The sequence below is a fragment of the Pseudomonas sp. TE21435 genome (genome assembly GCF_056279265.1).
Genome location: NZ_JBWBQZ010000001.1, coordinates 3,322,888 through 3,347,500, shown reverse-complemented (window position 1 = coordinate 3,347,500; position 24,613 = coordinate 3,322,888). Strand labels below are relative to the sequence as shown.

Here is a 24,613-nt window from a genome sequence, read left to right as displayed (position 1 = left end):
AAATAGAACCTGAAACCGTATGCGTACAAGCAGTGGGAGCCTACTTGTTAGGTGACTGCGTACCTTTTGTATAATGGGTCAGCGACTTATATTCAGTGGCGAGCTTAACCGAATAGGGGAGGCGTAGCGAAAGCGAGTCTTAATAGGGCGCTTTAGTCGCTGGGTATAGACCCGAAACCGGGCGATCTATCCATGGGCAGGTTGAAGGTTAGGTAACACTGACTGGAGGACCGAACCGACTACCGTTGAAAAGTTAGCGGATGACCTGTGGATCGGAGTGAAAGGCTAATCAAGCTCGGAGATAGCTGGTTCTCCTCGAAAGCTATTTAGGTAGCGCCTCATGTATCACTGTAGGGGGTAGAGCACTGTTTCGGCTAGGGGGTCATCCCGACTTACCAAACCGATGCAAACTCCGAATACCTACAAGTGCCGAGCATGGGAGACACACGGCGGGTGCTAACGTCCGTCGTGAAAAGGGAAACAACCCAGACCGTCAGCTAAGGTCCCAAAGTCATGGTTAAGTGGGAAACGATGTGGGAAGGCTTAGACAGCTAGGAGGTTGGCTTAGAAGCAGCCACCCTTTAAAGAAAGCGTAATAGCTCACTAGTCGAGTCGGCCTGCGCGGAAGATGTAACGGGGCTCAAACCATGCACCGAAGCTACGGGTATCACCTTTTGGTGATGCGGTAGAGGAGCGTTCTGTAAGCCTGTGAAGGTGAGTTGAGAAGCTTGCTGGAGGTATCAGAAGTGCGAATGCTGACATGAGTAACGACAATGCGAGTGAAAAACTCGCACGCCGAAAGACCAAGGTTTCCTGCGCAACGTTAATCGACGCAGGGTTAGTCGGTCCCTAAGGCGAGGCTGAAAAGCGTAGTCGATGGAAAACAGGTTAATATTCCTGTACTTCCAGTTATTGCGATGGAGGGACGGAGAAGGCTAGGCCAGCTTGGCGTTGGTTGTCCAAGTTTAAGGTGGTAGGCTGAGATCTTAGGCAAATCCGGGATCTCAAGGCCGAGAGCTGATGACGAGTGCTCATTAGAGCGCGAAGTGGTTGATGCCATGCTTCCAAGAAAAGCTCCTAAGCTTCAGATAACTGGGAACCGTACCCCAAACCGACACAGGTGGTTAGGTAGAGAATACCAAGGCGCTTGAGAGAACTCGGGTGAAGGAACTAGGCAAAATGGCACCGTAACTTCGGGAGAAGGTGCGCCGGTGAGGGTGAAGCACTTGCTGCGTAAGCCCACGCCGGTCGAAGATACCAGGCCGCTGCGACTGTTTATTAAAAACACAGCACTCTGCAAACACGAAAGTGGACGTATAGGGTGTGACGCCTGCCCGGTGCCGGAAGGTTAATTGATGGGGTTAGCGCAAGCGAAGCTCTTGATCGAAGCCCCGGTAAACGGCGGCCGTAACTATAACGGTCCTAAGGTAGCGAAATTCCTTGTCGGGTAAGTTCCGACCTGCACGAATGGCGTAACGATGGCGGCGCTGTCTCCACCCGAGACTCAGTGAAATTGAAATCGCTGTGAAGATGCAGTGTATCCGCGGCTAGACGGAAAGACCCCGTGAACCTTTACTATAGCTTTGCACTGGACTTTGAGCTTGCTTGTGTAGGATAGGTGGGAGGCTTTGAAGTGGGGACGCCAGTTCTCATGGAGCCATCCTTGAAATACCACCCTGGCAACCTTGAGGTTCTAACTCAGGTCCGTTATCCGGATCGAGGACAGTGTATGGTGGGTAGTTTGACTGGGGCGGTCTCCTCCCAAAGAGTAACGGAGGAGTACGAAGGTGCGCTCAGACCGGTCGGAAATCGGTCGTAGAGTATAAAGGCAAAAGCGCGCTTGACTGCGAGACACACACGTCGAGCAGGTACGAAAGTAGGTCTTAGTGATCCGGTGGTTCTGTATGGAAGGGCCATCGCTCAACGGATAAAAGGTACTCCGGGGATAACAGGCTGATACCGCCCAAGAGTTCATATCGACGGCGGTGTTTGGCACCTCGATGTCGGCTCATCACATCCTGGGGCTGAAGCCGGTCCCAAGGGTATGGCTGTTCGCCATTTAAAGTGGTACGCGAGCTGGGTTTAGAACGTCGTGAGACAGTTCGGTCCCTATCTGCCGTGGACGTTTGAGATTTGAGAGGGGCTGCTCCTAGTACGAGAGGACCGGAGTGGACGAACCTCTGGTGTTCCGGTTGTCACGCCAGTGGCATTGCCGGGTAGCTATGTTCGGAAGAGATAACCGCTGAAAGCATCTAAGCGGGAAACTTGCCTCAAGATGAGATCTCACTGGAGCCTTGAGCTCCCTGAAGGGCCGTCGAAGACTACGACGTTGATAGGTTGGGTGTGTAAGCGCTGTGAGGCGTTGAGCTAACCAATACTAATTGCCCGTGAGGCTTGACCATATAACACCCAAGCAATTTGCGCTGAGGCCAAATTGTGGTGGTGAAGACGAAACGAACCGAAAGTTCGCGACGAACCACACATATCGCATATCCGAATTGGCTGGCATGTCTGCAAAGACGTACTGGCAACCGAATTTCTTGACGACCATAGAGCATTGGAACCACCTGATCCCATCCCGAACTCAGCAGTGAAACGATGCATCGCCGATGGTAGTGTGGGGTTTCCCCATGTGAGAGTAGGTCATCGTCAAGATTCATTTCGCAAAACCCCTATCTGCGCGAGCAGGTAGGGGTTTTGTCTTTGTGCCCGGAAAACCGGCCAGGTCATATCATCAGCAAGCCGGTACCCCCAGGTACTGTCAGTGTGGGAGCCGGCTTGCCGGCGATGCGCCGCGTAAGCGGCGCCCTGAGGCCTATAGCCGCGCAAGCCCGCACCTACACGATTTATACTGCCCCCCATACAAACGTTACCCTGGACGCTCAAATGAATTCCTTTGACGACCTGCTAGCCGAAGCCAGTGCTGCAGATGTAACCGGCTGGGGCTTCGACTGGCTGACAGGGCGCGCCTCCGAGCAGCGCCCACCTTGGGGCTACGCCCAGCTCCTTGCACAGCGTCTGGACGGCGTACGCGCGGCGCTGGATCTCGATACCGGCGGCGGGGAGGTGCTAAGCGAGGCCCCACGCTTCCCGCCCCTCATGTGCGCAACTGAAGCCTGGCCACCCAACGCCCGCAAGGCGCAAGAGCACCTGGGGTCACGCGGCGTTGAAGTCATCGAGGTAGCCCCCGGCACAGCGCTCCCATTTGCCGACGCCTCGTTCGAGCTGGTCACCTCACGCCACCCGGTGAATCCCGACTGGCACGAGATCCATCGCGTCCTCCGACCTGGTGGACATTACTTCGCCCAGCACGTAGGCCCAGCCTCGGCTTTCGAGCTGATCGAGCATTTCGTGGGACCGTTGCCACGTGAGCGGCAAATGCGCGAGCCGCAGGATGAGGTAGTAGCAGCGCAGGCGGCCGGGCTGACGGTGACTGACCTACGGACAGCCCGCTGCCGCATGCTGTTCCAGGATGTAGGCGCAGTCGTGTGGATTCTTCGCAAATGCGTATGGTGGGTGCCGGACTTCTCTGTGGACAAGTACCGCGCTGAGTTGCTGGTCCTGGATAACCAGATGCGGCAGGGGGAGCCCTTCATAGCGCATTCCACCCGTCATCTCATCGAAGCGAGGCGTTGAGATGAGAAAAACGGTGGGTACAAAGAAGAAGCCCTAGCGCGCGTTGTTTGGGGATCGGTGGGCCGGGGTGATCTGAAAAGAATTCTTATCTTATTGAAAATAAACGATAAATTAAGATTTTATTTTTCTATGGAATACCTTTTGGAATACCGCTTCGCAAAATCTGAAATCAGGACTATGAAGTCGAATGGAAGGGGCTCGTAGTCGACCTCATGCGTTGACCTGGTGCTTCGGACCAGCAACGACACCGATTACTGTGCCAGCCTGGCCACCGGCCAGAGCAGGACCGGCGCCAGGAGCGGCACCACCTATAACACTGACCACGGCGGCGATCTTCAACTCATGGCGGAATGAAGTGACTTGGCTTGAGACTCCGTGGCGGGGGCATTGAAGTGATCTATGACTTAGATCTTCCGACTCGCGTGATGCGTTGTCATACCCTCGTCTGGAGGAAGTCCCACTTAGTCACGGCCGTTTTGATGGCCTTCTTGACGGCCTTGGTCTTTTCCTTCGCAGTGTCGGCCAGCATGGTCTGATCCACGCTGATGTCGGGATGCTCCGCCCCAAGAGCCAGCTCCCAGATGGAAAGGCGTGTCGCGAGCATCTGGATTTGCCTCATCGCTTCGTGGTGTTTGACGCTGAGTAGCTTGATGCGCTGTTTCGCTCGTTTGCGTTCAAGTTCGCGAACTTTCTCAAGCCGTTGTTCCCGCTGCCGGTGTTCCTCAATCAGCTTTTCGGATTGATTGAGGGCTTCGTCCACGAGGTCGCTCTCGCTCTTGCTCAGCTTCTCTGCATTTTGGCGCAGGGCCTTCTTGGTTTTAGTTGGCAAGGCAAAGGTGCAAATTATTTTGCCGTTCTCAGATGAACGATACCTGTGCTGGCGCAGGGCATTTCTGAGGCGTTTTATAAAGTCACGACCGCGCTCAGTCCTCGTGAGGTGTCGAATGATCTCCTCAATGACCTCATGGCTGGGTTCCCTGTCCCTGAGGATGCACCTGATGTCCTCGGCAATCGCCTCGCTGGCATTACCGTTCATGTAATCGCATACCCACTGCCATTCGGCGTTCTCTTTTTTCAGCCAGCGAATCTTCTCTGCTGTTCGCAACGTAGCTCTCCATCTCCCCCTGAAAGTGCCGCCCAGGTGTGGGGCGGCGTTCGGACTGCTCTATTTTTCTAAAAAGTGTTATGCGTGTATGTTATCAGTAACACTAAATAAAAACTGCTGTGAAATCTACAGGGTGTAAAATATCTGTTTTTTTGATTCTGGACGCGACATGGCTCTGTATTTTGAGCGAGTTTCAACGGTGGTTTCCGCGTGTGGCCCGGATGCCCGCTTTCTGCTGGAGGTCATCATTGCTGGATCGGAGCACAGGCATGAGCAATGGCAAGACCTCAGCGTAAAGTCGCTTGCGAAGCACCTTCGTTTGGATGAGGCGGTCGTTTCCGCTGCGTTGAGCGAGCTGGTCGATGCGAGTGTGGTGGAGCGATGTGTCGCCCCTCGGAATGGACTCAGAGGGCGTGGGAAGGTCACCTACGCACTGTGCCTGGGTAATGAGCCCGAACTAGCAGATCGCACTTATCCGCAGCACGCCGAGCTATTGCAGGCTTTGTTCTCCGGAGCGGATATGGTCTTTGCTGTTCTCGAAAGCGAACTGGGCAAGGCAGGAGAACTGGGCAAGTCTAGGAAGTCCAGAGAGTTCAGCGAGGAGGCAGCCATTGCACGGCCTGCGAAGGGAAAGCGCCAGCTTCTCGGAAGCCGTGGGCGATTGAGTATCCGCAATCGCCTGCTTTTCGCGGTGCTGCTCTCACGCTCAGATAAGTTCGGTGAAGTGCAGGTAGGGCTCCCAGAACTGGCGAAGCTCACAGGCATGCAGTCTGAGCAAGTCAAAACACGCCTTGTTCGCCTAATGATGCTGGGGCTGATTCGGCGCCATATCCCCGGTCTGTCGAGCAAGGTTTTTGCCGCAGGCAGGATCGAGAGTACTTACTTTCTGAATATCGATGCTGTCGCACCACAGGGGGCCATTGCCGTTCATATAACCCATGACTGGGAGGGCAATAAGTTCACCCACGCGGTTGTGCTGCATGGCGATTGTAGTAATGCCGTGAAGGGACAGTCGAATGGGCTGGAAACGCCAGCCAGTCTTCTTCGCCTCTTGATGGGGCAGCCGGGGAAAGTCTTTTTCCTGTTTCAGCATCTGCTCTGTCGGTATGCCTCACATCTGCTCTCGCGACATTGGCAGAAATTGGCTTCGGATAAGCCGATTGAGGACGCTGAGTTGATGGCGTGGATTGAGAGGGATTTCATCAAGGCGCCAAAACCTGCGCCGGCAAGCGAAATCGATCCCGAACTGAAGGCGGGAAGAGGTGGCGAAGCGGTCAGTGATCTGAAGGATGGCGCGGGCGGCGAGGCGGGGCAAACCTGTGCGTGCATCTACGCATTGGCAATGGAGATTGCGCGCGAGTATCGAGCGCGATTCGGTCAGGCGGACTGGGTAGATTTCGAGGCAGCGGATATTCGCATTGTTCCGAACATGGGCGATTTCGGTTACCGCGCGATCACGATCCTAATTCAGCCCATGCTCGTGGGGCTTGGGCATTTTTCGGTGCTTCGTGAGGTTAAGCGGGGAAAGGTGGATAGCGGACCGGAAGCCACGGAAACGGAGTTCGACTTGCAGCTCCGCTTGGATTTTGGCTTGGTTTGTTTGCCGCGCAAGGTAAGAAAGGCGTTGGGGCTGCGGTAAAAAAAACCTCTGCATGCAGATCCTCTGAGCTAATAGAGGAGCCTGCTCATGAGGATCATTCGCCTGAAAGAAGTCATCGATTCGACCGGCCTGTCCCGGTCGACCATCTACAAATACATCTCGGAAGGCACCTTTCCGAATTCTGTGCCGCTGGGTGACCGTCGCGTTGGCTGGGTCGAGAGTGAAGTACACGACTGGATTCTGGCAAGGATCGAGGAGCGTGACTTGGCAGAGGGTGCAGCGGTACGCCCGAAAAGCCACTTGAGTATGGCCAGCTAGAAACGAACATTTGCGCCATGACTGGCTGAGGCTGGTCATGGCGTTTATGCCGTCTGGGAGGCGGCATTCTCAGTTAACTCACCCAGGCTGCAATTTAGTAAATCTCTTGGCTGGCTCGGTAATGTTGCTCCTCATTACCTGGCCCAGCCTGGGGCGATTACTGGGTCTTGGAGCGGGATCTAGTTATATAGCTCTAGACTATCAACCAATAACTACTCGATAGGCTGAGTTCTAGTAACCAAACAGGCACTACCACCCTGCCTCTAGGTTAGGTCATCGGTTAATAAATACACATCCCGTACCTGGTATGCGAAACCACTCATCAGGTACAGAACCATGACCAAACGAAACACCAACACCCTCCAATCTCAGTCCAATACCGCAATCCGAATTGAGCGTCTCGTCAACGCCATCCAACGTACCGATAGCCAAGCCTTCCGAATCACATACTCAAAGCACGGTGATGAGCAGATCAGGGAGACCAAGCTGTCAAAATACTTCGATAGGATCGTGCAAATGGTCGCGTTGTTCGAGGGCGATGCAGACTACCGGTACAGTTGGCACCTGAATCTTTTCCAGGAAGCCTGCCAGACCATTGGGATAGAGCGCAGTCCCTTTGGTATTACCTGCTTGAGCGCGGACGAAACGCGCTATCTGAGCACCAGCGAGACGCTGAACGAACTGACCAAGACCGTCCGTACTCTCCTCACCCAAAAGCGGTATACCCGTCAGGAGCACGATCAGCGTTACCAGGCGGCTCAGCAGGAGGTTGAGGTCGGTCGCTATGTCGACGCTGTGCTTGATCGCTACGCCCGCACCTGCGTAGTCAGGGTTGATCTGTATTATCGGGCAGAGGTCCGGGCGAGATTGCGTGCTGAGCATGTATTCGATGACCTGGATCGGCTCATCGCTGAACGTGAACGCAATCCGATCTTCGACCATGAGACCGGCTACATCTGCTGTGTCGAGCAGGGGGAGGATCGCGGGTACCACATCCATGCTGCGTTCTTCTTCAACGGTGCTGCAGTGAGTGCTGATATCTACAGGGCTCAGCGGATCGGTGAGCTGTGGGAGCGTATTACCCGTGGTCAGGGTTACTTCAACAACTGCAACCTCGACAAGGATGAATACCCAGATAGGCTGGGGCTTGGCCTGATCCATAGGCGGGACTTGGATGCGCGGGCTGACGTGCATTACACCATGCGTTACCTGGTCAAGGACGATCAGCATCTACGGCTCAAACCGGTAGGTGCGCGTTGCTTACGTAAGGGGCAGGCAAGGAGGTGTCTGGGATGACTAGGGAAACTCCGAAAAAGTTGCCTTTAGCGCGCTATGAGCGGCGCTTTGGTGCCCCCGGCCCCGTTTTTTCAACCGTCAATCGGCTCAAAACCAAGACTTTGCCTTGATTCTTACCCGCTACATACGCACCTTTTCCGCAGTGCTCAATGCTACCGGCGTGCCATCCGCAGATTCGATAGCGCAAACAGCATCATGAGTTGCGCCGTATTCTTGGCCTAGCCAAGAAAGCGAGTATTTACATAGCCGAACTGGCGTTTGATCACCCGGAGCGGGTGCTCCACATTCGCACGCAACTGCGCCTTGGCCTTTTCGATTTATAAAGCACGCTGCGTTTACCCAAGTGCTTGTAGGTGCTGCGTCGTGCACCGGTCGGGTAGTCAGTGCTGACTTGATAGGAGAATCCCTTAACTGGATACAAAAAATAAAAGGCACGGAAACATTCCGTGCCCTCAAGTATTTAGTGAATGCCGACAGGTTTGTCATTCTTGTCGTAGCAGATCGGATGCTCACAATATCCGCCTGCGTTTAGAACTTCTAGTTCGTAAATTTCTGGAAGGTACTGCTTAAGCTCCGCCTTAGCTACTTTGTTTCCGTTGATAGTGCACTCATCGTCCGCGCGTGGGTTGCACCAAGCTTCTTTTACTTCGATATTTTTTGTAGGCTTTGTCATGGGCTTTTCTTCAGGCGGAGGGGGCGCGTCACTAGAAGATCTAACCTCAGTTTGCACGTCAAGGCTGTACGCTCCGATAGTGTCTTTTACACTCGTTGAATTGATGCCGTGGTCGAGTAAAAATTCTTGCAGTATTGTTCGGGCTTGCGCGTAGGTAACATCTTTCCCCTTTTGGTGGGGGCCACCATCCATGCGATAGGCAATCGGATAGCCATCCTTGCTTTCATATATGTAGTAGTAAATGGACAGGGTAAAGCTGAGGTCTTGTCCGTACATCCCATAGACGCCGGAGCCATTGGACGCACGACAGGTACCTCGCTGGCATGCGCCGCTTATCTGATTACTGAAACTAATGTTACGCTGCTGTTGGGCGTCCCACGTGGTAATGTTTCTAGGTAGGGTGTACCAAGTGCAGCGATAAAATTTTGCTCCATACTGATTCTTGGCCTCTGCGCAGGGAATTGCATAAGGTAAATCCTTCATTGATTTTTCGTTTGGTAGCGTGCTTGGGTATAGATACCCATAGTCAACATCCGCTTGAGCATTAAGAGAGAGTAGTAGTGTTAAGAAGCCTGCTGCTTTCAGTATGCTTGATTTGGCTTTCATGTACTTGAGTCTGCAATTATTTGAGAAGGTTTATTTGCTTTTTGTTTGTCCGTTTTTTATAGACTACTTTGAGCTTTTTATTGACGTAATCTTTTACAATCTCATAGTCCGGATCGTAAGTTGCGAGCGTATGGCCCACCCCCGCTGCTGCGGTCAATGTGGCAATGGCCAATGTGGCGGGTGTAGATACCACGCTAAAGACTGCACCCAGGGCTCCGCCTTGGATCAGGGATCCTTTGACATCTGTCCTGACTCGGCACTTCATGCCGAGGGCTTCTACCTTGGTTTCTACCAGCTTGATCCCTTCCATGAAATTTCCTCTGAGGCCGACTACCTCGAAGGATGATTTGCCTCTCACGAGGCCTTCAATCTGCGCTTCATTCAGACCAGTCACGACGGTCATGGTGCTTTGTGCTCCCTGCTTGGGATTTGAAATGGCGAGAAGGTCGAATACCAACCTTTAGGGTTGAGTCTCGGTTCGCAAGGTCCTTCATGTCAACAGGTTGATGGCCAACCATTCAGGTTGATCTGGAGGGCGGCATGTCAAAAACCGATTCGAAGCAGTTGTCTGAGGTTGTGGGCCAAGCGATTGCGCGCCAACGAATGCGTTGTAAGCTGAGTCAGGAACAGGTCGCTGAGCGATTGGGTATCGGTAGTGAAGCCGTATCACGTATCGAGCGCGGGGTCGTTATGCCAAACGTGGAGCGTCTGGTTGAACTCGCTTCGGTTTTCGGCTGTGAGACAGCTGACCTACTGACCGAAGGTAGCTCGCGCCCGGAGGATCAGGCGCGCCGCCTGCAGAACTTACTATCTATCCTGACGGCGGATGATCGGGCACTGGTGCTGGAGATGGTGGAGCGTCTGGTGGAACGTCTCAGCCGCAGCTGAAGTTCTCCTAGTACGCGACAGCAGCTTCGAATAGCGCACCACAGCGCAGGCAGGGGCAATCGAGGCGCCGGAAGTGGAAGTCGGCGACATCCTCTGCCGCATCCAGTGCGGCAGGATAAGTCGGGGTTATCGCTGCCAGTCTGTTCCTGAGCATCTCACGATGGCATTCTCCGTGTGTGCTTCGAGCGCACCGAGCCGCACCATCGATCAACCCGACCAACAGTGCAAGGCCCTTGGCGACGTCACGGGTCATGACGGCCCTGGACTCGCAAATCAAACATGGTCTGTTCATCTTCATGCTTCCTCGGGAGGGATAGAGCAGCCAGGGTTTGCCTGGCTGCTTATGGTGGAGGGTCACTGCAAGGAGGTGGGGGGCTTTGTCGGTGCGTTCTCTGACTTCTGGAACACTTTCAGCAGTCGGCAGAGGATCCAGCACGCCAGCAGCACCGCGATCAGCAGTGGCGGAAAGCGCATCATCAGAATCACCAACAGCAGGAGCGCCACGCAGCCAGCGAGAAGGCCAAAGAACATAACCACGGCCGCGAAGATCCGTAGTAGCGACATCTTCGTTTTCTCCTTATAGGTGACCCTGTTCTGCCAGCGATAGGCAGCCTTCGCGACCGACGATGATGTGATCCAGCGTCCGTACTCCAACCAGGCTCAGTGCCTCCTTCAGTTTGTGGGTCAGGTTGCGGTCCGCCTGACTGGGTTCAGGATCCCCAGAGGGGTGGTTGTGCACCAGGACCATGGCTGCGGCGTTGTGCTCCAATGCTGCCTTGACAACCTCGCGGGGATAGACGCTGGCACCGTCGAGCGTGCCTCGGAACATTTCCTGGAAGGCTATAACTCGATGTCGGCTATCAAGGTGGAGAAGGGCAAAAACTTCATGCTCGTAATCGCTCAACAGGGCCTGCAGGTGGCTGAACACCGCCTTCGGTGAGGTCAGTGCTCGCCCCCGACGCAGACGTAGATTCGCCAACTGGCGGGCCATCAGCAGGATGTCGGTTTCGGTGACTGGCGACTCGATCAGGTAGGTGCCGCTCGAGTCACTGGCTTTTAGTTTGTGCAGGCGCATGGCCGGCTCCTTGGCGGTGATCAGTCGGTGGGATGTGGCGCTGGGCTTGCGTCTCCAGCTTCTCGGCTAAGCTGTTTTTCGCAGATCGTTGGGGAGGGTTGGCGGTTGGGGATTGGCTTGCCTCTGCGGGGTAGAACTCCTCGACGATGGTGCGGGTATCCTCCCCACTGTCCTCGAACGCGCCATTGGCGAAGCCGCGCTGCGCCGCTTCATCCAGCGCGTCTTGATCGAAGCCTGTCGCTTGCCGCTGTGAATCGAGCTCACTGGCGGCCAACAGCGCCTCGGCCATGTCCATGCCGCCGCGTACTGTCAGGTCGACGTAGAAGATTGGCGTCCCATGGCTCTGGCGGGTGGCCTTGCCCCGTAGGCGCAATTCCAGCGGCAGGCATGCCAGGCGGTTGCCGGAGATGGCCTGGAAGTAATGCAGCCGGGCGGCGAGGGTGCGGATGCTGTTGAAGCCGGTAGTGCGAAACAAGAAGCTACCTAGCGGATCCTCATCGCCAATGGTCACGTTCAGTCGTCCGTAGGGCCTACAGGCATTACCTTTGGCCAATGGGCAGGCATCCGGCGAGGGGCAGGGTAGGGATTGCATACCGTCTTGGGTGACGCGCTTGCAGGTCTCGCCGTTGCCCACGCACAGCGGTCGTCCGGACTGCCGATCAAACAGCGTGTAGTCGGCACGAAAGTTCAGCTCAGGCGCGTTGAACAGCAGACGAATTGGAATACTGCGCAGCTTGTCCTCCTGGGATTTGCGCAACTCGTCGTTGAGCGGGTGCAGCAGCCAGCCATCCTTGTTCTGTACCTGGGAGGTGATGGTGAACTGGTCATCTTTCTCCGGTAGGCGCTTGCCGTTCTTCTCGACGACCCTGCCGATGGAGATGCGCCCCAGCACGGGCGGGGTGATTGCCAGGCCTTTCAGCATGGTGGTTCTCCTGGAAACGAAAAAGCCAGCCCAGCAGTGCGAACTGCTGGCGCTGGCCAAGGGGAAGGGAACTGGGAAATCAGTTGATCAGGAAGCGGCGTGGGCCGGGTTTCAGCAGCGGGTATTTCTCCTGGAGATAGGGCTTGTCCTTGAGTAGGCGCGCCACATCGAGGGTTACGCTGTCCTTGGCTTTCTTCCAGGTGATGCTGCCGCTGGAGAACTCCGCACGGGTGGCATCGCCCATGGCCTGCTGCAGGCGCTGCTTGAGTTCGGCTTCGCGAATCTCTTTCTCGGCAATCGACTGGCGTACCGCCTTCAACTCCAGGAAGGCTGCTGCCAGGCCAGCATTACTGCTGAGGTCTAGTGTCTGGCCGTTGTCCTGGGGATAGAGGCAGCGCAGGGCGAGCTCGGCCGAGGCGCTGCCGTCGGCAGGTGGCGGTGTATCCGTTTCCACGTACTGCCAGAAACGCCGTTCGAGCTTGATCAGGCGGGCGATCATCTGCTCGTCCCGCTCAATCCGATGGATCTCCAGAGTCTGGCCGCCAAGCAGTACCGCCACATCCGCCACCTGTTTGCCGGTAACGGCGAGCTGGTGCATCACCTGCAACTCTACATACTCTGGCACGCCCTCTTTCCAGAGGCGTGCCCCGTTTATGCCGGCTGTCTTGCATTCGAGGATCTGAACATCATCAGCACCTGCCACTTCGCGGTCGATGTTTGCGAGCATCCAGGACAGCTCCGGATTCGGATGCTGCAGCACGGCGTTGATACGCCGCACCTTGCGCTTGGTGCGTTTGCTGTAATGCCAGGCCACGATGGGTTCCAGCACGTGGCCCCAGTACATCGGACTTTCCTCGTCATGAGGGTCGGCTTTCGGCAGCTTGGTGTCGCGACCGGTTTTCTCCAGCCACAGTTCCAGTTGCGATTTGTAGGGATTCAGGCCGACTGCGGCCGCCGCGTCAGAACTGCCGATGCCTTGCTTGCGCACGGCCAGCCAGTCTTCCCGGGGCAGTTCCTTGGTACTGATCAGGCGCAGCGCCGGACGAGTCTTGCCGGTACTGCTCAACGGAGTCGCTTTCATCGTGTTCACCATGCGGAAATAGAAAAGCCCGATCAGCGGCGAGGCTGATCGGGCGTTATGGGGTGAAGAGGGTAGAGGTCAGGCAACCAATTGCAGGGCGGTGTCCAGGGCACGTTGCTTGATCTGCGCGCCCTGGCCGAACCAGGCCGAGTCCAGGCGATATTCAGTGCTGCGTGCCCGGCGCTCGTGATCGACGAACTCGGTCACGGCATTGAGCAGTCCCCAGGCGGTACCACGAGCTGAATCCAGGTTCGAGCCACGGCCTCGGCCTTCGTACAGCTCCTGCACCTTGCGCAGCGCTCGTTCGTTCGGCAGCACTTCCGGCAGGGCGCCGGTCGGCGAGGTTTCGCACAAGACATTCATGAAGAAGCCCAGGGCCTCATGCCACTGCACCTTGCGTTCGACCAAGGCACGCATGCGATAGATGAAGTCGTCCCATTGCGAGACGGCGATGCCGAGCTGTTTCTTCACCACCTTGGGATCGAAGCGGGTGTTGTGCGGCACCTTGATCGCTCGGCTGGTGCCGTCCAGTGCGACCGTCAGGGTGTTGTTGCACACCACGCGCACCGTGGTTGGCGTTGCTGTAGTGGCCAGGGTTCCGTCGCAGGACGTGGCCAGCAGCAGGTAGCTGTTGACCTGATCGTTACCCTTGAGCGCAGCACCTTGGCCGGTACGCGCCAGCGCCCAGAACTTGCGACCGCCCTTGAGCACGCCAGCCGTTTCCAGCTCGTAGCCAGAGACCTCGGTGAGGTCGCGGTAGAACTCCAGCACCTCTCGCGGCTGCACGGTGTGGTAGCGCTGGGAAACCACCGACAGCGGTGCTTTGGTGTCCGAGCGGAAGAGCACCTTCTGCTCGGGGAAGGAATGAATAGCGCCCAGGTGGCCAGCTGTTTCTGACTTGAAGTGCACCGGGCTTTCGAGAATTTGCCAATCCATGCCAGCTTCACGCTGCCAGATCTCGATGGGTTGCTTGCGCGGTAGATTGTTGCCCAGGCCGTGCCAAGGAGTTTGGCCGACATAGGCCATTTGTTCGATTTGATGAGCCATGCTGAGTTTCCTTTGAACAACAGCCGGCATAAAGCGCTGCGCGGCAGCGCAGCACCAACCGGGAGTACTGTGGAATGGAGGCGGGGAGTCGGATCAGGCCGGCAGGTTGAAGCGGTGCCCGCAGATCAGGCACAGGTTGTTGGCCAGCACGTGACGATCCAGCTTCTCACCGAGCTGGGCACCAAGGGCACAGCCACCGGCACCGCCAATGAGTCCACCAAGGATTGCCCCCGATACGGATCCGAGGGTGATGCCCAACGGGCCAGCAACAGCACCAATTGCTGCGCCGGCCTGACCAGCGGCCAGTGCAGCACTGGCGCCACGAGCGGCACCACCTACAGCACCGACCGCAGCGGTGATCTTCATTGCATGGTGGAGTGAAGCGACTTTGGGGGAGTGACAGTGAGGGCACTGCAATGACATGGTTTGAGACTCCATGGTGGGGATGTCATTGCGGTGATGTGTGACTGAATTTTTTTGGAATTGACTCAGTGGGGGCGATATTCCGGAAGCGAGTCAAGTAAGTCATCGTGAGTCTTATCGTGCGCTCGTACTCTCATGGCTTGGCGTGGTTCATCTTGGCTTCGAGCTCACTGTCGTTTGCTAGCGGTCCAGTCGGCGTCGCGTAAAGACCTTTCACGATGTCATCGTTCCGATAGTGGCCATCCTGCAGGTTCGACGGCACAAGCCCGTGGAGCAGCTCGACTCTGATGGTGGTGTACTCGACGACAGATTTATTCTTGAGATCTCCAGCATTGCGAAGCTTTGTATTTTCAAACACCGCTCTCCATGATCTTGCCTAGAAGCCAGTTACTCTGCCTGGAGGAGAGAAGAAGGGCTATCTACGAGACCCCATAATCTTGCATTCCGATCTAACCAGGTGAAGCATTTTTCGCAGAATTCATGATGGCTGCTCGGTGCCAGACATTGCGTTGAAAATTCTGAGGGCGATCAAGTAACCGTTCAAGTAGCGCATCTGCCGCAAGCACTGTCGCCAGGTGAAGTCCTCAAAACCTGTGAGCTGATGCAATGCTCGAATCTGAAGCATTGGCAACCACTGCATGTGAGTCGTTGAGGGCCTTACTGGAAGAGTTCTAGTCTCTGGTTGCTTGTTCCTTCGGCATGAATGCACCGGTAAGTTGACCATGCTGGCAAAAAGCTGTGGGTGTGGCTTTACCCATCCTCAGCCAATGGATAAGGTGACGAACATCGCATCATGGCAGGCCGTGGTATCCCAGGGATGATTGATCTACAGCGTTTCTACCAGCACGAACGCTGCCGTTTCAGCCCTCGACCCCGCACCTATGCCCAACTGTATTTAGTCCTGCGTGCTCTTGGAGCGCGCGCGTATAAGCTTTTGCTCATCCGTAGTCATCAGTTAGGTGGTTACGGTGCTAGGGAGTTAAGAATGACTGTAACTGCGGAAGACAGCAGCTACCGCAATATCCCGGAACCAGGCCAGCTCGTCGTGGTTAGACGTCGGCAGTGGGTGGTGGCTGAAGTGGATGCGTCCAAGTTGGGCAGCGTACAGCAGCATGCCGTCACGCTGGCTTCCATCGATGAGGATGCCCTCGGCGAAGAGCTTCAGGTGATCTGGGAAATTGAGCCGGGCGCACATGTCATCGAACGCGCTGGCTTGCCAGACATCACCGGACAGGACGACTCCGATACTCTGGAAGCCTTTCTCGATGCCGTGCGTTGGGGAGCCGCTACCAATGCTGATCGTGGTTTTCTCCAAGCACCGTTTCGCAGCGGTGTGAGCCTTCAGGGCTTCCAGCTGGATCCGCTGGTTCGTGCGATCGACATGGCGCGCGTCAATCTGCTGATCGCCGATGATGTAGGTCTTGGCAAGACCATCGAGGCAGGCTTGGTCATCCAGGAGATGTTGCTGCGTCATCGCGTCCGCACCGTACTGATCGTCTGCCCCGCGTCGCTGCAAGAAAAGTGGCGTGTTGAGATGATGGAGAAGTTCGGTTTGGAGTTCCGCATCGTCGACAGCACTTACATCAAGGAGATGCGGCGCGAACGAGGAATCCATGCCAATCCCTGGACCTCGTTCCCACGCCTGATCACGTCGATGGATTGGGCAAAGGCTGGCGATGGCTTACGTGCTTTCCGCGATATCCTGCCGGCGCATGTCAGCTATCCACGCAAGTTCGACATGTTGGTCGTCGACGAGGCCCACAACGTCGCGCCGTCAGCGAGCGCTCAATACGCTGTCGAAAGCCAACGTACTCGTTTCATCCGCATCATCGCTCCGCATTTCCAGCACCATCTGTTCCTCACTGCGACGCCGCATAACGGCTACACCGAGTCCTTCACTTCGCTATTGGAGTTGCTAGACGATCAGCGCTTCGCTCGCAATATCATGCCTGAACCGAAGCAGCTGTCTCAGGTGATGATTCGTCGCCTCAAGAGCGAAATCACTGATAAGGACGGGAACCTGATTTACGCACAGCGCAAGCTCGAAGCATTGCCCGTCGACTACACCGCCAAAGAAAGAGAGATCCATCGCAAGCTGCAAGAGTTCTGTGCCAGTAGGGAAGCTGCGGATGAGGAGTTGGGCGGCGTGACCGGCGCATCCTTCGTCAACCAGCTGCTACGCAAGCGCTTGTTCTCGTCGCCGGCTGCCTTCGCGTCGACCCTGGAAAAACATGTCGCGACCTTGGAGAGTGGCGGAGCTAGCAAGGGACGGACGGATTTGTACGAGCGAATCTTGCTCAAGGCTATCCAACGCGCCGAAGAAGATTACGCCAATGACGCAGACGTCGAGGTCGCGCAGCAAGAAGCCGTCGAGGAAGCCACGCGCCACTCACGTCCGTTGAGTGAAGATGAGCGCATCCTACTCGACGAGCTCAGGCATTGGGCTCAGCAGGCGATGAATCAGGTCGACTCCAAGGCCAAAGCTCTACTTGCTTGGATTGATCGGCATCTGAAGACCGATGGATTCTGGAATGGTAAGCGAGTGATTCTCTTCACTGAGTACCGTACCACGCTCGACTGGCTGCATCAGATTCTGGCGTCTCATGACTTGGGTGGCGATCGCCTGATGATCTTGCACGGCGGCATGGATCATGACGATAGAGAGCAAGTGAAGGCAGCATTCCAGGCCTCTCCGGACATTTCTCCCGTGCGCATCCTGCTGGCCACCGACGCCGCTTCCGAAGGTATCGACCTGCAGAACCACTGTAACTACCTCATTCACTTGGAGATCCCGTACAACCCCAACGTCATGGAGCAGCGCAACGGTCGTATCGACCGCCATGGCCAGCGTGAGAAAGAGGTGGTGATTTGGCATCCGGTCGATGCTCGCCAAGACCAGGATGCTGTCGGTGGCCACCAGGACGATATCCTGCGTGCCTTGCGCAAGCTCGACTCCATGCGTGCCGATATGGGCAGCGTGAACCCCGTGATCGCACCGCAGATGTCTGGGCTCATCGAAGGGACGTTGCGGGATCTGGATACCCGACTGGCGGACGCGAAGATCGCCCAGGCCCGCAGTTTCGTTCGGGCTGAAAAAGACCTCGCTAACCGAATAGCCAAGCTACATGAGAAGTTGGTCGAGACTCGGGAGGACTTCCATCTCTCTCCAGAGCACATCCTGAAGGCGGTCGAAACCGGCTTGGCATTGGCCGAGAAACCGGCTCTCAAGCCGTGGACATTGGCGGGAATTACGCCGGGTAAAGTCTTCGAGCTGCCGCCCCTGGGGGGCGCCTGGGAACGTTGCCGCGAAGGGCTAGAGCATCCATTCACCGGCAAGATCCGCCCGGTGACATTCGATCATGAAGTCGCCAATGGACGAGATGACTTGGTGCTCATCCATCTCAATCATCGCTTGGTGCAGATGTGTTTGCGTTTGCTGCGGGCTAAAGTTTGGGCGCAGGAAGACAACAAGCGCTTGCACCGAGTGACGGTGCGAACGTTGCCTGACGATCGTATCGAGGCCCCAGCGGTCGTAATTGTGTCGCGCTTGGTGATCACTGGCGGTAATCACCATCGTCTTCACGAGGAGCTGACGTTGGCTGGGGGCTATCTGCGCGAACAGGGCTTCAAGCGCGAAGAAGGTGTCGCCCGCGTACAGGCCTGGTTGGACGACGCGCAGCCGTGTCGGCTCAATGACTCGGTCTTCGCCATGTTGCGCTCTCGCTTCGCCACAGCGGCAGAGGCCATCCAGCAATCCCTCGGAGCACGCTCCCGCAATCGTCTCGAGTATTTGGGCAACACCCTGGAAACCCGCAAGAACAAAGAAAAAGAAGACATTCTCGCCGTGCTGGATGAGCTGGATAGCGCCATTCGAAGGGAGCTGGGCAAGGACGAGTTACCTGAGCAGTTTTCTTTGTTCAGTGAAGATGAGCGTACCCAGGTTCGACGCGACAACTCCGCCCTGCAAGCACGTCTCGCGCGCATTCCCGCGGAGCGGGAAGAGGAGGTAGGGGCCATCGAAGCTCGCTATGCCAAACCGCAGGATCGCACCTTCCCGGTAGCCGTCATTTTCATCGTACCTGCATCGCTAGCCCAGGGAGGCCGCGTATGAACCCCCTTGATATTCACGATGAATGGTTGTCGCTGATTGAGGTTTCCGGTCCTTTCCTCGCCACGCCTGTACTTAAACGAATCTTCTCCACTGGTCTACCTGCTGTCGAACCTCGCATTCGACAGTACCTGCGGCAGGCTTATGAGGAGTGGTGCGAGGCTCGTGACAACGATGATCCCAGGTTCACCGAACTGCATCGCGCCTGGATTCACGAGGTGCTTGCCCGCGGCCTGGAATACGATGAGAACGATAGCGGTGAGCTTCTACTACGAGGTGAGCGCATTCCTTCTGAACTGCGCGCCACTCTGCCGGAACATGGTGTCACCTTGGAGCCTGACTATGCGTTGGTCTCAGGCGGCAAAAGTCAGCTGCTCGTGCAAATCTATTCTGCGGGCACGGATCTCCAGGCAGCACTGAAATTGGATGGCTGGTCCGCTAGTCCAGCCGAGCGCATGGAGCGGCTCTGCCGGGCCAGCGGTTGTCGCCTTGGTTTGGTCACCGATGGTGAGCGCTGGATGCTAGTCGATGCTCTCGTTGGCGCTGTATCGACCTTCGCAAGTTGGTATGCACGCCTCTGGGCGCAGGAGCGGCTGACGTTGCAGGCCTTTCTCACCCTATTGGGTATCCGGCGCTTCTTCGGCCCAGACGATGAGTCCTTGCCCTCGATGCTGGACGAGTCTCTTCAGCATCAGGAGGAGGTCACCGATGCCCTGGGTGAGCAAGTCCGCCGGGCGGTCGAGGTGTTGATCCAGGCACTGGGTAAGGAAGACCGTGAACGGTCAGGGGCGCTGCTGCAAGGAGTCGAGCCGACCGAGCTCTACGAAGCGGGTCTGACCATCATGATGCGTCTGGTGTTCCTACTGTCGGCCGAGGAACGGGGGCTCTTGCTGATGGGAGAGGAGGCGTACGAAAGCAACTACGCCATTTCTACTCTGCGTATGCAGTTGCGTCAGGAAACCGAGGAGGTGCTGGAGCGGCGCAACGATGCCTGGACACGGTTACTAGCGACATTTCGCGCAGTGTACGGTGGCGTTGAGCATGAAATGCTGCGCCTTCCGGCACTGGGTGGTTCGCTATTCGACCCGAATCGTTTCCCTTTCCTGGAAGGGCGCTCCAGGGGCTCCGATTGGAAGATCGACTCTGCACGACCGCTACCGATAGATAACCGCACCGTGCTGCTTCTGCTGGAGGCGATCCAGCAGTACGAAGGGCGTACGCTTTCCTACCGAGCGCTGGATGTTGAGCAGATCGGTTACGTCTACGAAGGGTTGTTGGAGCGAACTGTCAGACGCACCGAGCGGGTGACAGTGGAGTTGGTCGGTGGCAAGGGCGCGAAGAAGACTCTTTATGCTCTGGAGGAGCTCGAAGCTGTGCGCCAGAAGGGGGAGGAGGTGTTGGTCGAGGCGCTCTCCGGTGCCGATGCGATCAAGCGCGGCGGAGGGGCGATCCGCAAGGATCTCGAGTGTCTGGTTGATGCCGGTCAGACCAACCGTCTGCTCACCGCCTGCGCGGGTGACGAAGAGTTGCGTGATCGTACTTTGCCGTTCCTCAATCTGATTCGCCTTGATCCTTGGGGCTATCCACTGGTCTATCCCGCCGGGGCATTCATCGTTACCACCGGCTCTGACCGGCGCGAGACCGGTACCCACTACACGCCAAAATCGTTGACTGAAGCCATGGTCACCGAGACGCTGACGCCGGTGGCCTACGTCGGCCCAGCCGAAGGAGCGCCGATTGATCAGTGGGTTCTCAAGTCCCCTGCCGAATTGCTCGACCTCAAAATCTGCGATCCAGCCATGGGCTCAGGGGCCTTCCTGGTGCAAGCTTGCCGTTGGCTGTCGGATCGTCTCGTCGAAGCGTGGTCAAGGGTAGAGGCTTGTGGTAAAGCCGTGAGCGTGGAGGGCGAAGTTCTTGGCGCGTTAACAACTAAGGAGCCGCTGCCACGAGACGCTGAGGCTCGTAGCATAATTGCACGCCGTCTTATCGCCGAGCGCTGCCTGTACGGTGTCGACTTAAATCCTCTGGCAGTCGAACTTGCCAAGCTATCGATCTGGCTGGTGACGCTGGCCAAGGGGCGTCCCTTTGGCTTCCTTGATCACAATCTGCGCTGTGGTGACAGTCTGCTCGGTATTCACCGATTGGATCAGCTTACAGAGCTATCCATGACGCCAGGGCGCAAGGGGGAGCAAACGCGCTATTTGTTTGGGCATAGCATTGAGCAATCCATGCGCGAAGCTATCGAGCTGCGAATACGCCTGCGCGAAATGCCCATTCGCGACATTCGAGATGTGGAAGCGATGGTTCATCTGGATGTGCACTCACGTCGTAGACTCGAAATTCCAAGATGCATCGCCGATGCGCTCGTCGGGGAAACTCTGGCTTCAGGGGGCGACTCAACTATGGGTAATGCCGCCGTCGCTATGCTGACCATTCACGCTGATCAGGCGGCTTCAGGTGATGAGGATGCTCTTGATGCTCTCGTGAAGCGAGGGCGCGAAGCCTTGAACGTCGATGCCGGACTAACCGTACTTAAGCCATTCCATTGGCCGCTTGAATACCCGGAGGTATTCGCAGGTGCCAAATCTGGATTTGATGCGGTCATTTCCAATCCTCCTTGGGGTGCTTCTTTGTGGCCTGAGTTACAGGCCATCTGGAAGAGCACCGACGGAGACAAGTTGGATCGGATGATTGACTCGTTTCATCTTTTCTTAGTCAGAGCTTGCCAGCTTCTAAATCAGCATGTTGGGGCATACGCTGGATTGCTGGTGCCAGACGTTTTGCTTTATCAAAGCTATTCGCAAAAGCTCCGAGAAACGTTACTTTCGAAGCATCGAATTACCCGCGTATGTAATATCGGTAATGGTGTGTTCACACGCGTAACTAGACCATGTTGTTACATTATATTTTCGGCGCAGCAACCAAAAAGTTCAGAAATTACTGTAGGAAGGTGGCGCACATCTTCCTCGGGAGAAGGCTTTGAATCCAAGCTGCCTCAGAAAATATTGAGGGACTTTCCGGGTGGAATTATTCCGACAAATAATCTCCACGAGTACTCTGAGATTGCACGCTTGGTCGCGGCCATACCATGCAAGCTGGCAACCCTTGTCGACAGCAATGGAATTCAGCGCGGAGTTAGTGCTGACAATAAAGATGTCTTTGTGCTGTCCAGCGATCGGGCAAAAAAAGAAAAGCTAGAGAATCCGTTCCTGAAGAGGGTCGTTACGGGAGGTGTTCATCTGAAACCTTTCGAAATTTCTGACGCTCTCCCACTTCTCATCTACACCACCCGAGATACCCCGCCCGCGTCGATTCAGAACATTGTTGATTGGGTATACAGAAACGCCTCCAAGATCACCTGCAAAGAGGTGCAGCAGGGCAAGCATCCAATCTACGCCCTTCATAGGCCGAGAGACCAAGGTATATTTGAACAGAGAGAGAAACTGTTGGGCGTCATCACAGCTGATCGCCCAAAGGTAGCAGTCGACACGGAGCAGCTATTTGCTTTGGACGGAGTATTTGTTTTATCCCCTTGTGACGGAATTGATGCCTACTATCTGGCTGGGCTCCTCAATTCGAGTGTCATGGCAAGAATATATCGTGTCTTCTCCCAAGAAGAGGGGCGTGTGATGGCTCAGGTTAAGCCAACAGTTCTTTCCATGCTGCCGGCTGTTCACCCGAACTCAAAGGATAAAATCATTAAGGAATTGGCATCTGCAATTGCCGTTCAGTCCAAAAGCCTAAATGAAAAAAATGTGGATGAAGCTTCCCGAGTGAATATGATGACTGAGCTAGATAAGTTGGTCGAAAAGCTATTTGCGCGCGCGGTCGCTCTTAGCGAAGCAAATTCCTCCTCTCCGATGAGCGAGTCGTGAGCATGAGTACCAGCATCTACGAGATGACCGTCGACCTGAACGTTCTCGAACATCTTGGCATCAACCTCTACAGCAACATCGCCGCCGTCCTGACCGAAGCGGTAGCCAATGCATGGGACGCGGATGCATCTAGCGTGCAGATTCGCGTCGCGCCGAACAATGAGTGGATCGAGATCGAAGATGATGGCATTGGCATGTCTGTCGATGACCTGAATGGCAAGTATCTGCGAGTCGGCTACCGCCGCCGTGATGAGGATGCGGAGCACGGTTGCAAGACGGCCAAGGGCCGGCCGGTGATGGGGCGCAAGGGGCTGGGCAAACTATCTTTGTTCTCCATCGCCAACATCATAGAAGTGCAGTCCGCCAAGGGTGGAGACGCACATGGCTTTCGCATGAGCGTGCCCGGTATACAGGAGGCCGTCCTGGAAAAACGGGCATATCATCCTGAGCGGTTGGAAAGCGACACGATTACCGTAAGGCAAGGCACGAGAATCGTGTTACGCGGCATCAAGCGTCAGCGGCTCGGCAAAGGCGTCACTGCGTTGCGCAAGCGTCTTGCACGGCGTTTCTCGATCATTGGGCAAGCTCATGGCTTCGAGATCAAGATCGACGGCCAGCCGATTACGGCCGGTGATCGAGGCGACTTGCCCAAGGTGCAATTCCTTTGGACGTTCGAGGGTTACCAGCCAGAAGCCAGCACGGTTTCCCATGTTTTGGAGCGCGAATTGTTACCAGCTCGGTTCGAGGCATGGGATTCATCGTGGCGTGTGAGCGGTTGGCTTGGTACTGCACGTAAGCCCAAAGACCTCGACGACGAGGAGGCAGGGAACTTGAACGGCATCGTCGTCTTCGCACGAGGCCGCTTGATCCAGGAAAACGTCATTGATCGACTGAATGACGGGAGGCTTTATACGAAGTACCTCACCGGTCAGATTGAGGCGGATTTTCTCGATGCGGATGATCGCCCCGACATCGCCACCAGCGACCGCCAGCGTGTGCAGGAAGATGACGAGCGGTACGTCCAGTTGATCGCTTTTCTCAAGTCATGCTTGGGACAGCTCGAGAAGCGTTGGAGCGAGTGGCGGAGAAAGCACGAGGTCAAGGAGGCGCAGGAGACTTCACCCGCCCTTGCCGAATGGTTGGAGTCTCTCCCTGCAGGTTACAGAAATAGTGCTGAAACGCTGATCTCTAAGCTGAGTGCTCTACCGGTCGATGACGAGGAAGATCGAAAACTCATGTATAGGCACGGCATCCTGGCATTCGAGCGAATGAAGTTACGCGGTTCGACTGAAGAATTCGTGACGAGCATCGAGAGTGCCGACAGGCTCTTGGCTGTGCTCGCTGACCGAGACTCTCTTGAGGCCTCGCTCTATCGGGATATCGTTAAATCTCGTCTCGATGCGATCCGAGACTTTCAAAACATCATCGACGAAGACGCGAAGGAGAGGGTGCTCCAGAAATACCTGTTCGATCATCTCTGGTTGCTGGATCCTGCATGGGAGCGTGCTACTGGAAGTCTGATCATGGAGTCGCGTCTGATGACGGAGGGTGTGTTGGTCGAAGATATGACCGAGAAAGAGCGCTTGGGTCGTGTGGATATCGCCTACCGCACCAATGCTGGCAAACATGTCATCGTCGAACTTAAGAAGGTCGGTCGCAGGATGGGGTTGCTCGAATTGGTCGAGCAAGGGCAGACCTATGTCGACAAACTGACGAAGATCTTGCGTGAGCAGAATCAGACCAGCCCGGATATCGAGGTGATATTCGTGCTTGGAAAGACCGTAGCCGAAGAGGTAGCCAACCCGGATCGACTCAAGTCGTCAATGACATCGATCTCGCCAGGTAGTCGCATCGTTCATTACGACACCCTGATTCGTGGAGCGCAGGAAGGGTATTCGGCCTATATCAACCAGAGTAGGTCGCTCGACAAACTGGAAGATATCGTGAATAGGATTTGAAG

18 protein-coding genes, 2 rRNA genes and 1 pseudogene (1 of these 21 cut by a window edge) are annotated in these 24,613 nt (G+C 55.9%); 10 read left to right on the top strand and 11 right to left on the bottom strand.

From position 1 onward, the window contains the following. The 3 genes from ACZ9C1_RS15090 to ACZ9C1_RS15080 all read left to right on the top strand — a co-directional run. Window positions 1–2,402, top strand: a 23S ribosomal RNA gene (locus tag ACZ9C1_RS15090); it begins 491 nt to the left of the window's first position. A gap of 137 nt (window positions 2,403–2,539) precedes the next feature. Next, window positions 2,540–2,655: ribosomal RNA gene (rrf, locus tag ACZ9C1_RS15085) — 5S ribosomal RNA — on the top strand. Window positions 2,656–2,886: 231 nt separating this feature from the next. Then, the gene (locus ACZ9C1_RS15080; RefSeq protein ID WP_476254149.1) at window positions 2,887–3,636 is read left to right on the top strand and encodes a class I SAM-dependent methyltransferase; all 750 of its coding nucleotides are present in this window, start codon (window positions 2,887–2,889) and stop codon (window positions 3,634–3,636) included. A 433-nt stretch (window positions 3,637–4,069) separates the two neighbouring features. On the opposite strand, the gene ACZ9C1_RS15075 is transcribed toward ACZ9C1_RS15080, so the two are convergent. Further along, window positions 4,070–4,741, bottom strand: a complete 672-nt coding sequence (locus ACZ9C1_RS15075; protein ID WP_476254148.1) for a hypothetical protein — start codon at window positions 4,739–4,741, stop codon at window positions 4,070–4,072. Between the two features lie 169 nt (window positions 4,742–4,910). Here ACZ9C1_RS15075 and ACZ9C1_RS15070 point away from each other — a divergent pair, with 169 nt between their 5' ends. From ACZ9C1_RS15070 to ACZ9C1_RS15060, 3 genes are all read left to right on the top strand, one after another. Further along, a complete protein-coding gene (locus tag ACZ9C1_RS15070; protein WP_476254147.1) occupies window positions 4,911–6,380 on the top strand; it encodes a hypothetical protein in 1,470 nt (489 codons plus the stop codon). Between the two features lie 48 nt (window positions 6,381–6,428). After that, on the top strand, window positions 6,429–6,659 hold the full coding sequence (locus ACZ9C1_RS15065; RefSeq protein WP_476254146.1) for a helix-turn-helix transcriptional regulator: 231 nt from the start codon (window positions 6,429–6,431) through the stop codon (window positions 6,657–6,659). Window positions 6,660–6,995: 336 nt separating this feature from the next. Further along, entirely contained in the window at window positions 6,996–7,955 is a 960-nt protein-coding gene (locus tag ACZ9C1_RS15060; RefSeq protein ID WP_476254145.1) for a YagK/YfjJ domain-containing protein, read from the top strand. A 152-nt stretch (window positions 7,956–8,107) separates the two neighbouring features. Here ACZ9C1_RS15060 and ACZ9C1_RS15055 read toward each other — a convergent pair. From ACZ9C1_RS15055 to ACZ9C1_RS15045, 3 genes and pseudogenes are all read right to left on the bottom strand, one after another. Next, window positions 8,108–8,322: pseudogene (locus ACZ9C1_RS15055) on the bottom strand (transposase); the annotation flags it as partial. A gap of 93 nt (window positions 8,323–8,415) precedes the next feature. After that, entirely contained in the window at window positions 8,416–9,234 is an 819-nt protein-coding gene (locus ACZ9C1_RS15050) for a hypothetical protein (RefSeq protein ID WP_476254144.1), read from the bottom strand. A 16-nt stretch (window positions 9,235–9,250) separates the two neighbouring features. Further along, window positions 9,251–9,637 (bottom strand): hypothetical protein, encoded by a 387-nt coding sequence (locus ACZ9C1_RS15045; RefSeq protein ID WP_476254143.1) that lies wholly within the window; start codon window positions 9,635–9,637, stop codon window positions 9,251–9,253. Between the two features lie 137 nt (window positions 9,638–9,774). On the opposite strand from ACZ9C1_RS15045, the gene ACZ9C1_RS15040 reads away from it, so the two are divergent. Then, window positions 9,775–10,122 carry a helix-turn-helix domain-containing protein gene (locus ACZ9C1_RS15040; RefSeq protein ID WP_476254142.1) on the top strand — a complete coding sequence of 116 codons (348 nt, stop codon included), beginning with the start codon at window positions 9,775–9,777 and terminating at the stop codon, window positions 10,120–10,122. Window positions 10,123–10,476: 354 nt separating this feature from the next. On the opposite strand, the gene ACZ9C1_RS15035 is transcribed toward ACZ9C1_RS15040, so the two are convergent. The 7 genes from ACZ9C1_RS15035 to ACZ9C1_RS15005 form a co-directional block, all read right to left on the bottom strand. Continuing rightward, entirely contained in the window at window positions 10,477–10,686 is a 210-nt protein-coding gene (locus ACZ9C1_RS15035; protein ID WP_476254141.1) for a hypothetical protein, read from the bottom strand. Window positions 10,687–10,699: 13 nt separating this feature from the next. Further along, the gene (radC, locus tag ACZ9C1_RS15030; protein ID WP_476254140.1) at window positions 10,700–11,197 is read right to left on the bottom strand and encodes a RadC family protein; all 498 of its coding nucleotides are present in this window, start codon (window positions 11,195–11,197) and stop codon (window positions 10,700–10,702) included. Beyond that, on the bottom strand, window positions 11,169–12,119 hold the full coding sequence (locus ACZ9C1_RS15025) for a recombination directionality factor (RefSeq protein WP_476254139.1): 951 nt from the start codon (window positions 12,117–12,119) through the stop codon (window positions 11,169–11,171). Before ACZ9C1_RS15025 ends, radC begins: the two co-directional genes overlap by 29 nt. A 79-nt stretch (window positions 12,120–12,198) precedes the next feature. Next, window positions 12,199–13,200 (bottom strand): YqaJ viral recombinase family nuclease, encoded by a 1,002-nt coding sequence (locus ACZ9C1_RS15020; RefSeq protein WP_476254138.1) that lies wholly within the window; start codon window positions 13,198–13,200, stop codon window positions 12,199–12,201. 78 nt (window positions 13,201–13,278) lie between these two features. Further along, window positions 13,279–14,247 (bottom strand): DUF932 domain-containing protein, encoded by a 969-nt coding sequence (locus ACZ9C1_RS15015; RefSeq protein ID WP_476254137.1) that lies wholly within the window; start codon window positions 14,245–14,247, stop codon window positions 13,279–13,281. A gap of 93 nt (window positions 14,248–14,340) precedes the next feature. After that, window positions 14,341–14,670: a hypothetical protein gene (locus ACZ9C1_RS15010; protein WP_404698115.1), complete on the bottom strand. Its 330-nt coding sequence runs from the start codon at window positions 14,668–14,670 to the stop codon at window positions 14,341–14,343. A gap of 133 nt (window positions 14,671–14,803) precedes the next feature. Then, complete coding sequence (locus ACZ9C1_RS15005; RefSeq protein ID WP_476254136.1) at window positions 14,804–15,028, bottom strand: hypothetical protein; 225 nt, start codon at window positions 15,026–15,028, stop codon at window positions 14,804–14,806. A gap of 627 nt (window positions 15,029–15,655) precedes the next feature. Here ACZ9C1_RS15005 and drmD point away from each other — a divergent pair. From drmD to ACZ9C1_RS14990, 3 genes are read left to right on the top strand one after another with little or no spacing between them, the layout of a single operon-like run. Next, window positions 15,656–18,781, top strand: coding sequence for a DISARM system SNF2-like helicase DrmD (gene drmD, locus ACZ9C1_RS15000; RefSeq protein WP_476254135.1), 3,126 nt, complete (start codon window positions 15,656–15,658; stop codon window positions 18,779–18,781). Next, entirely contained in the window at window positions 18,778–22,653 is a 3,876-nt protein-coding gene (locus ACZ9C1_RS14995) for an Eco57I restriction-modification methylase domain-containing protein (protein ID WP_476254134.1), read from the top strand. Before drmD ends, ACZ9C1_RS14995 begins: the two co-directional genes overlap by 4 nt. 2 nt (window positions 22,654–22,655) lie before the next feature. Further along, entirely contained in the window at window positions 22,656–24,611 is a 1,956-nt protein-coding gene (locus ACZ9C1_RS14990; RefSeq protein ID WP_476254133.1) for a BbrUII/HgiDII family restriction enzyme, read from the top strand. Window positions 24,612–24,613: the final 2 nt, after the last annotated feature.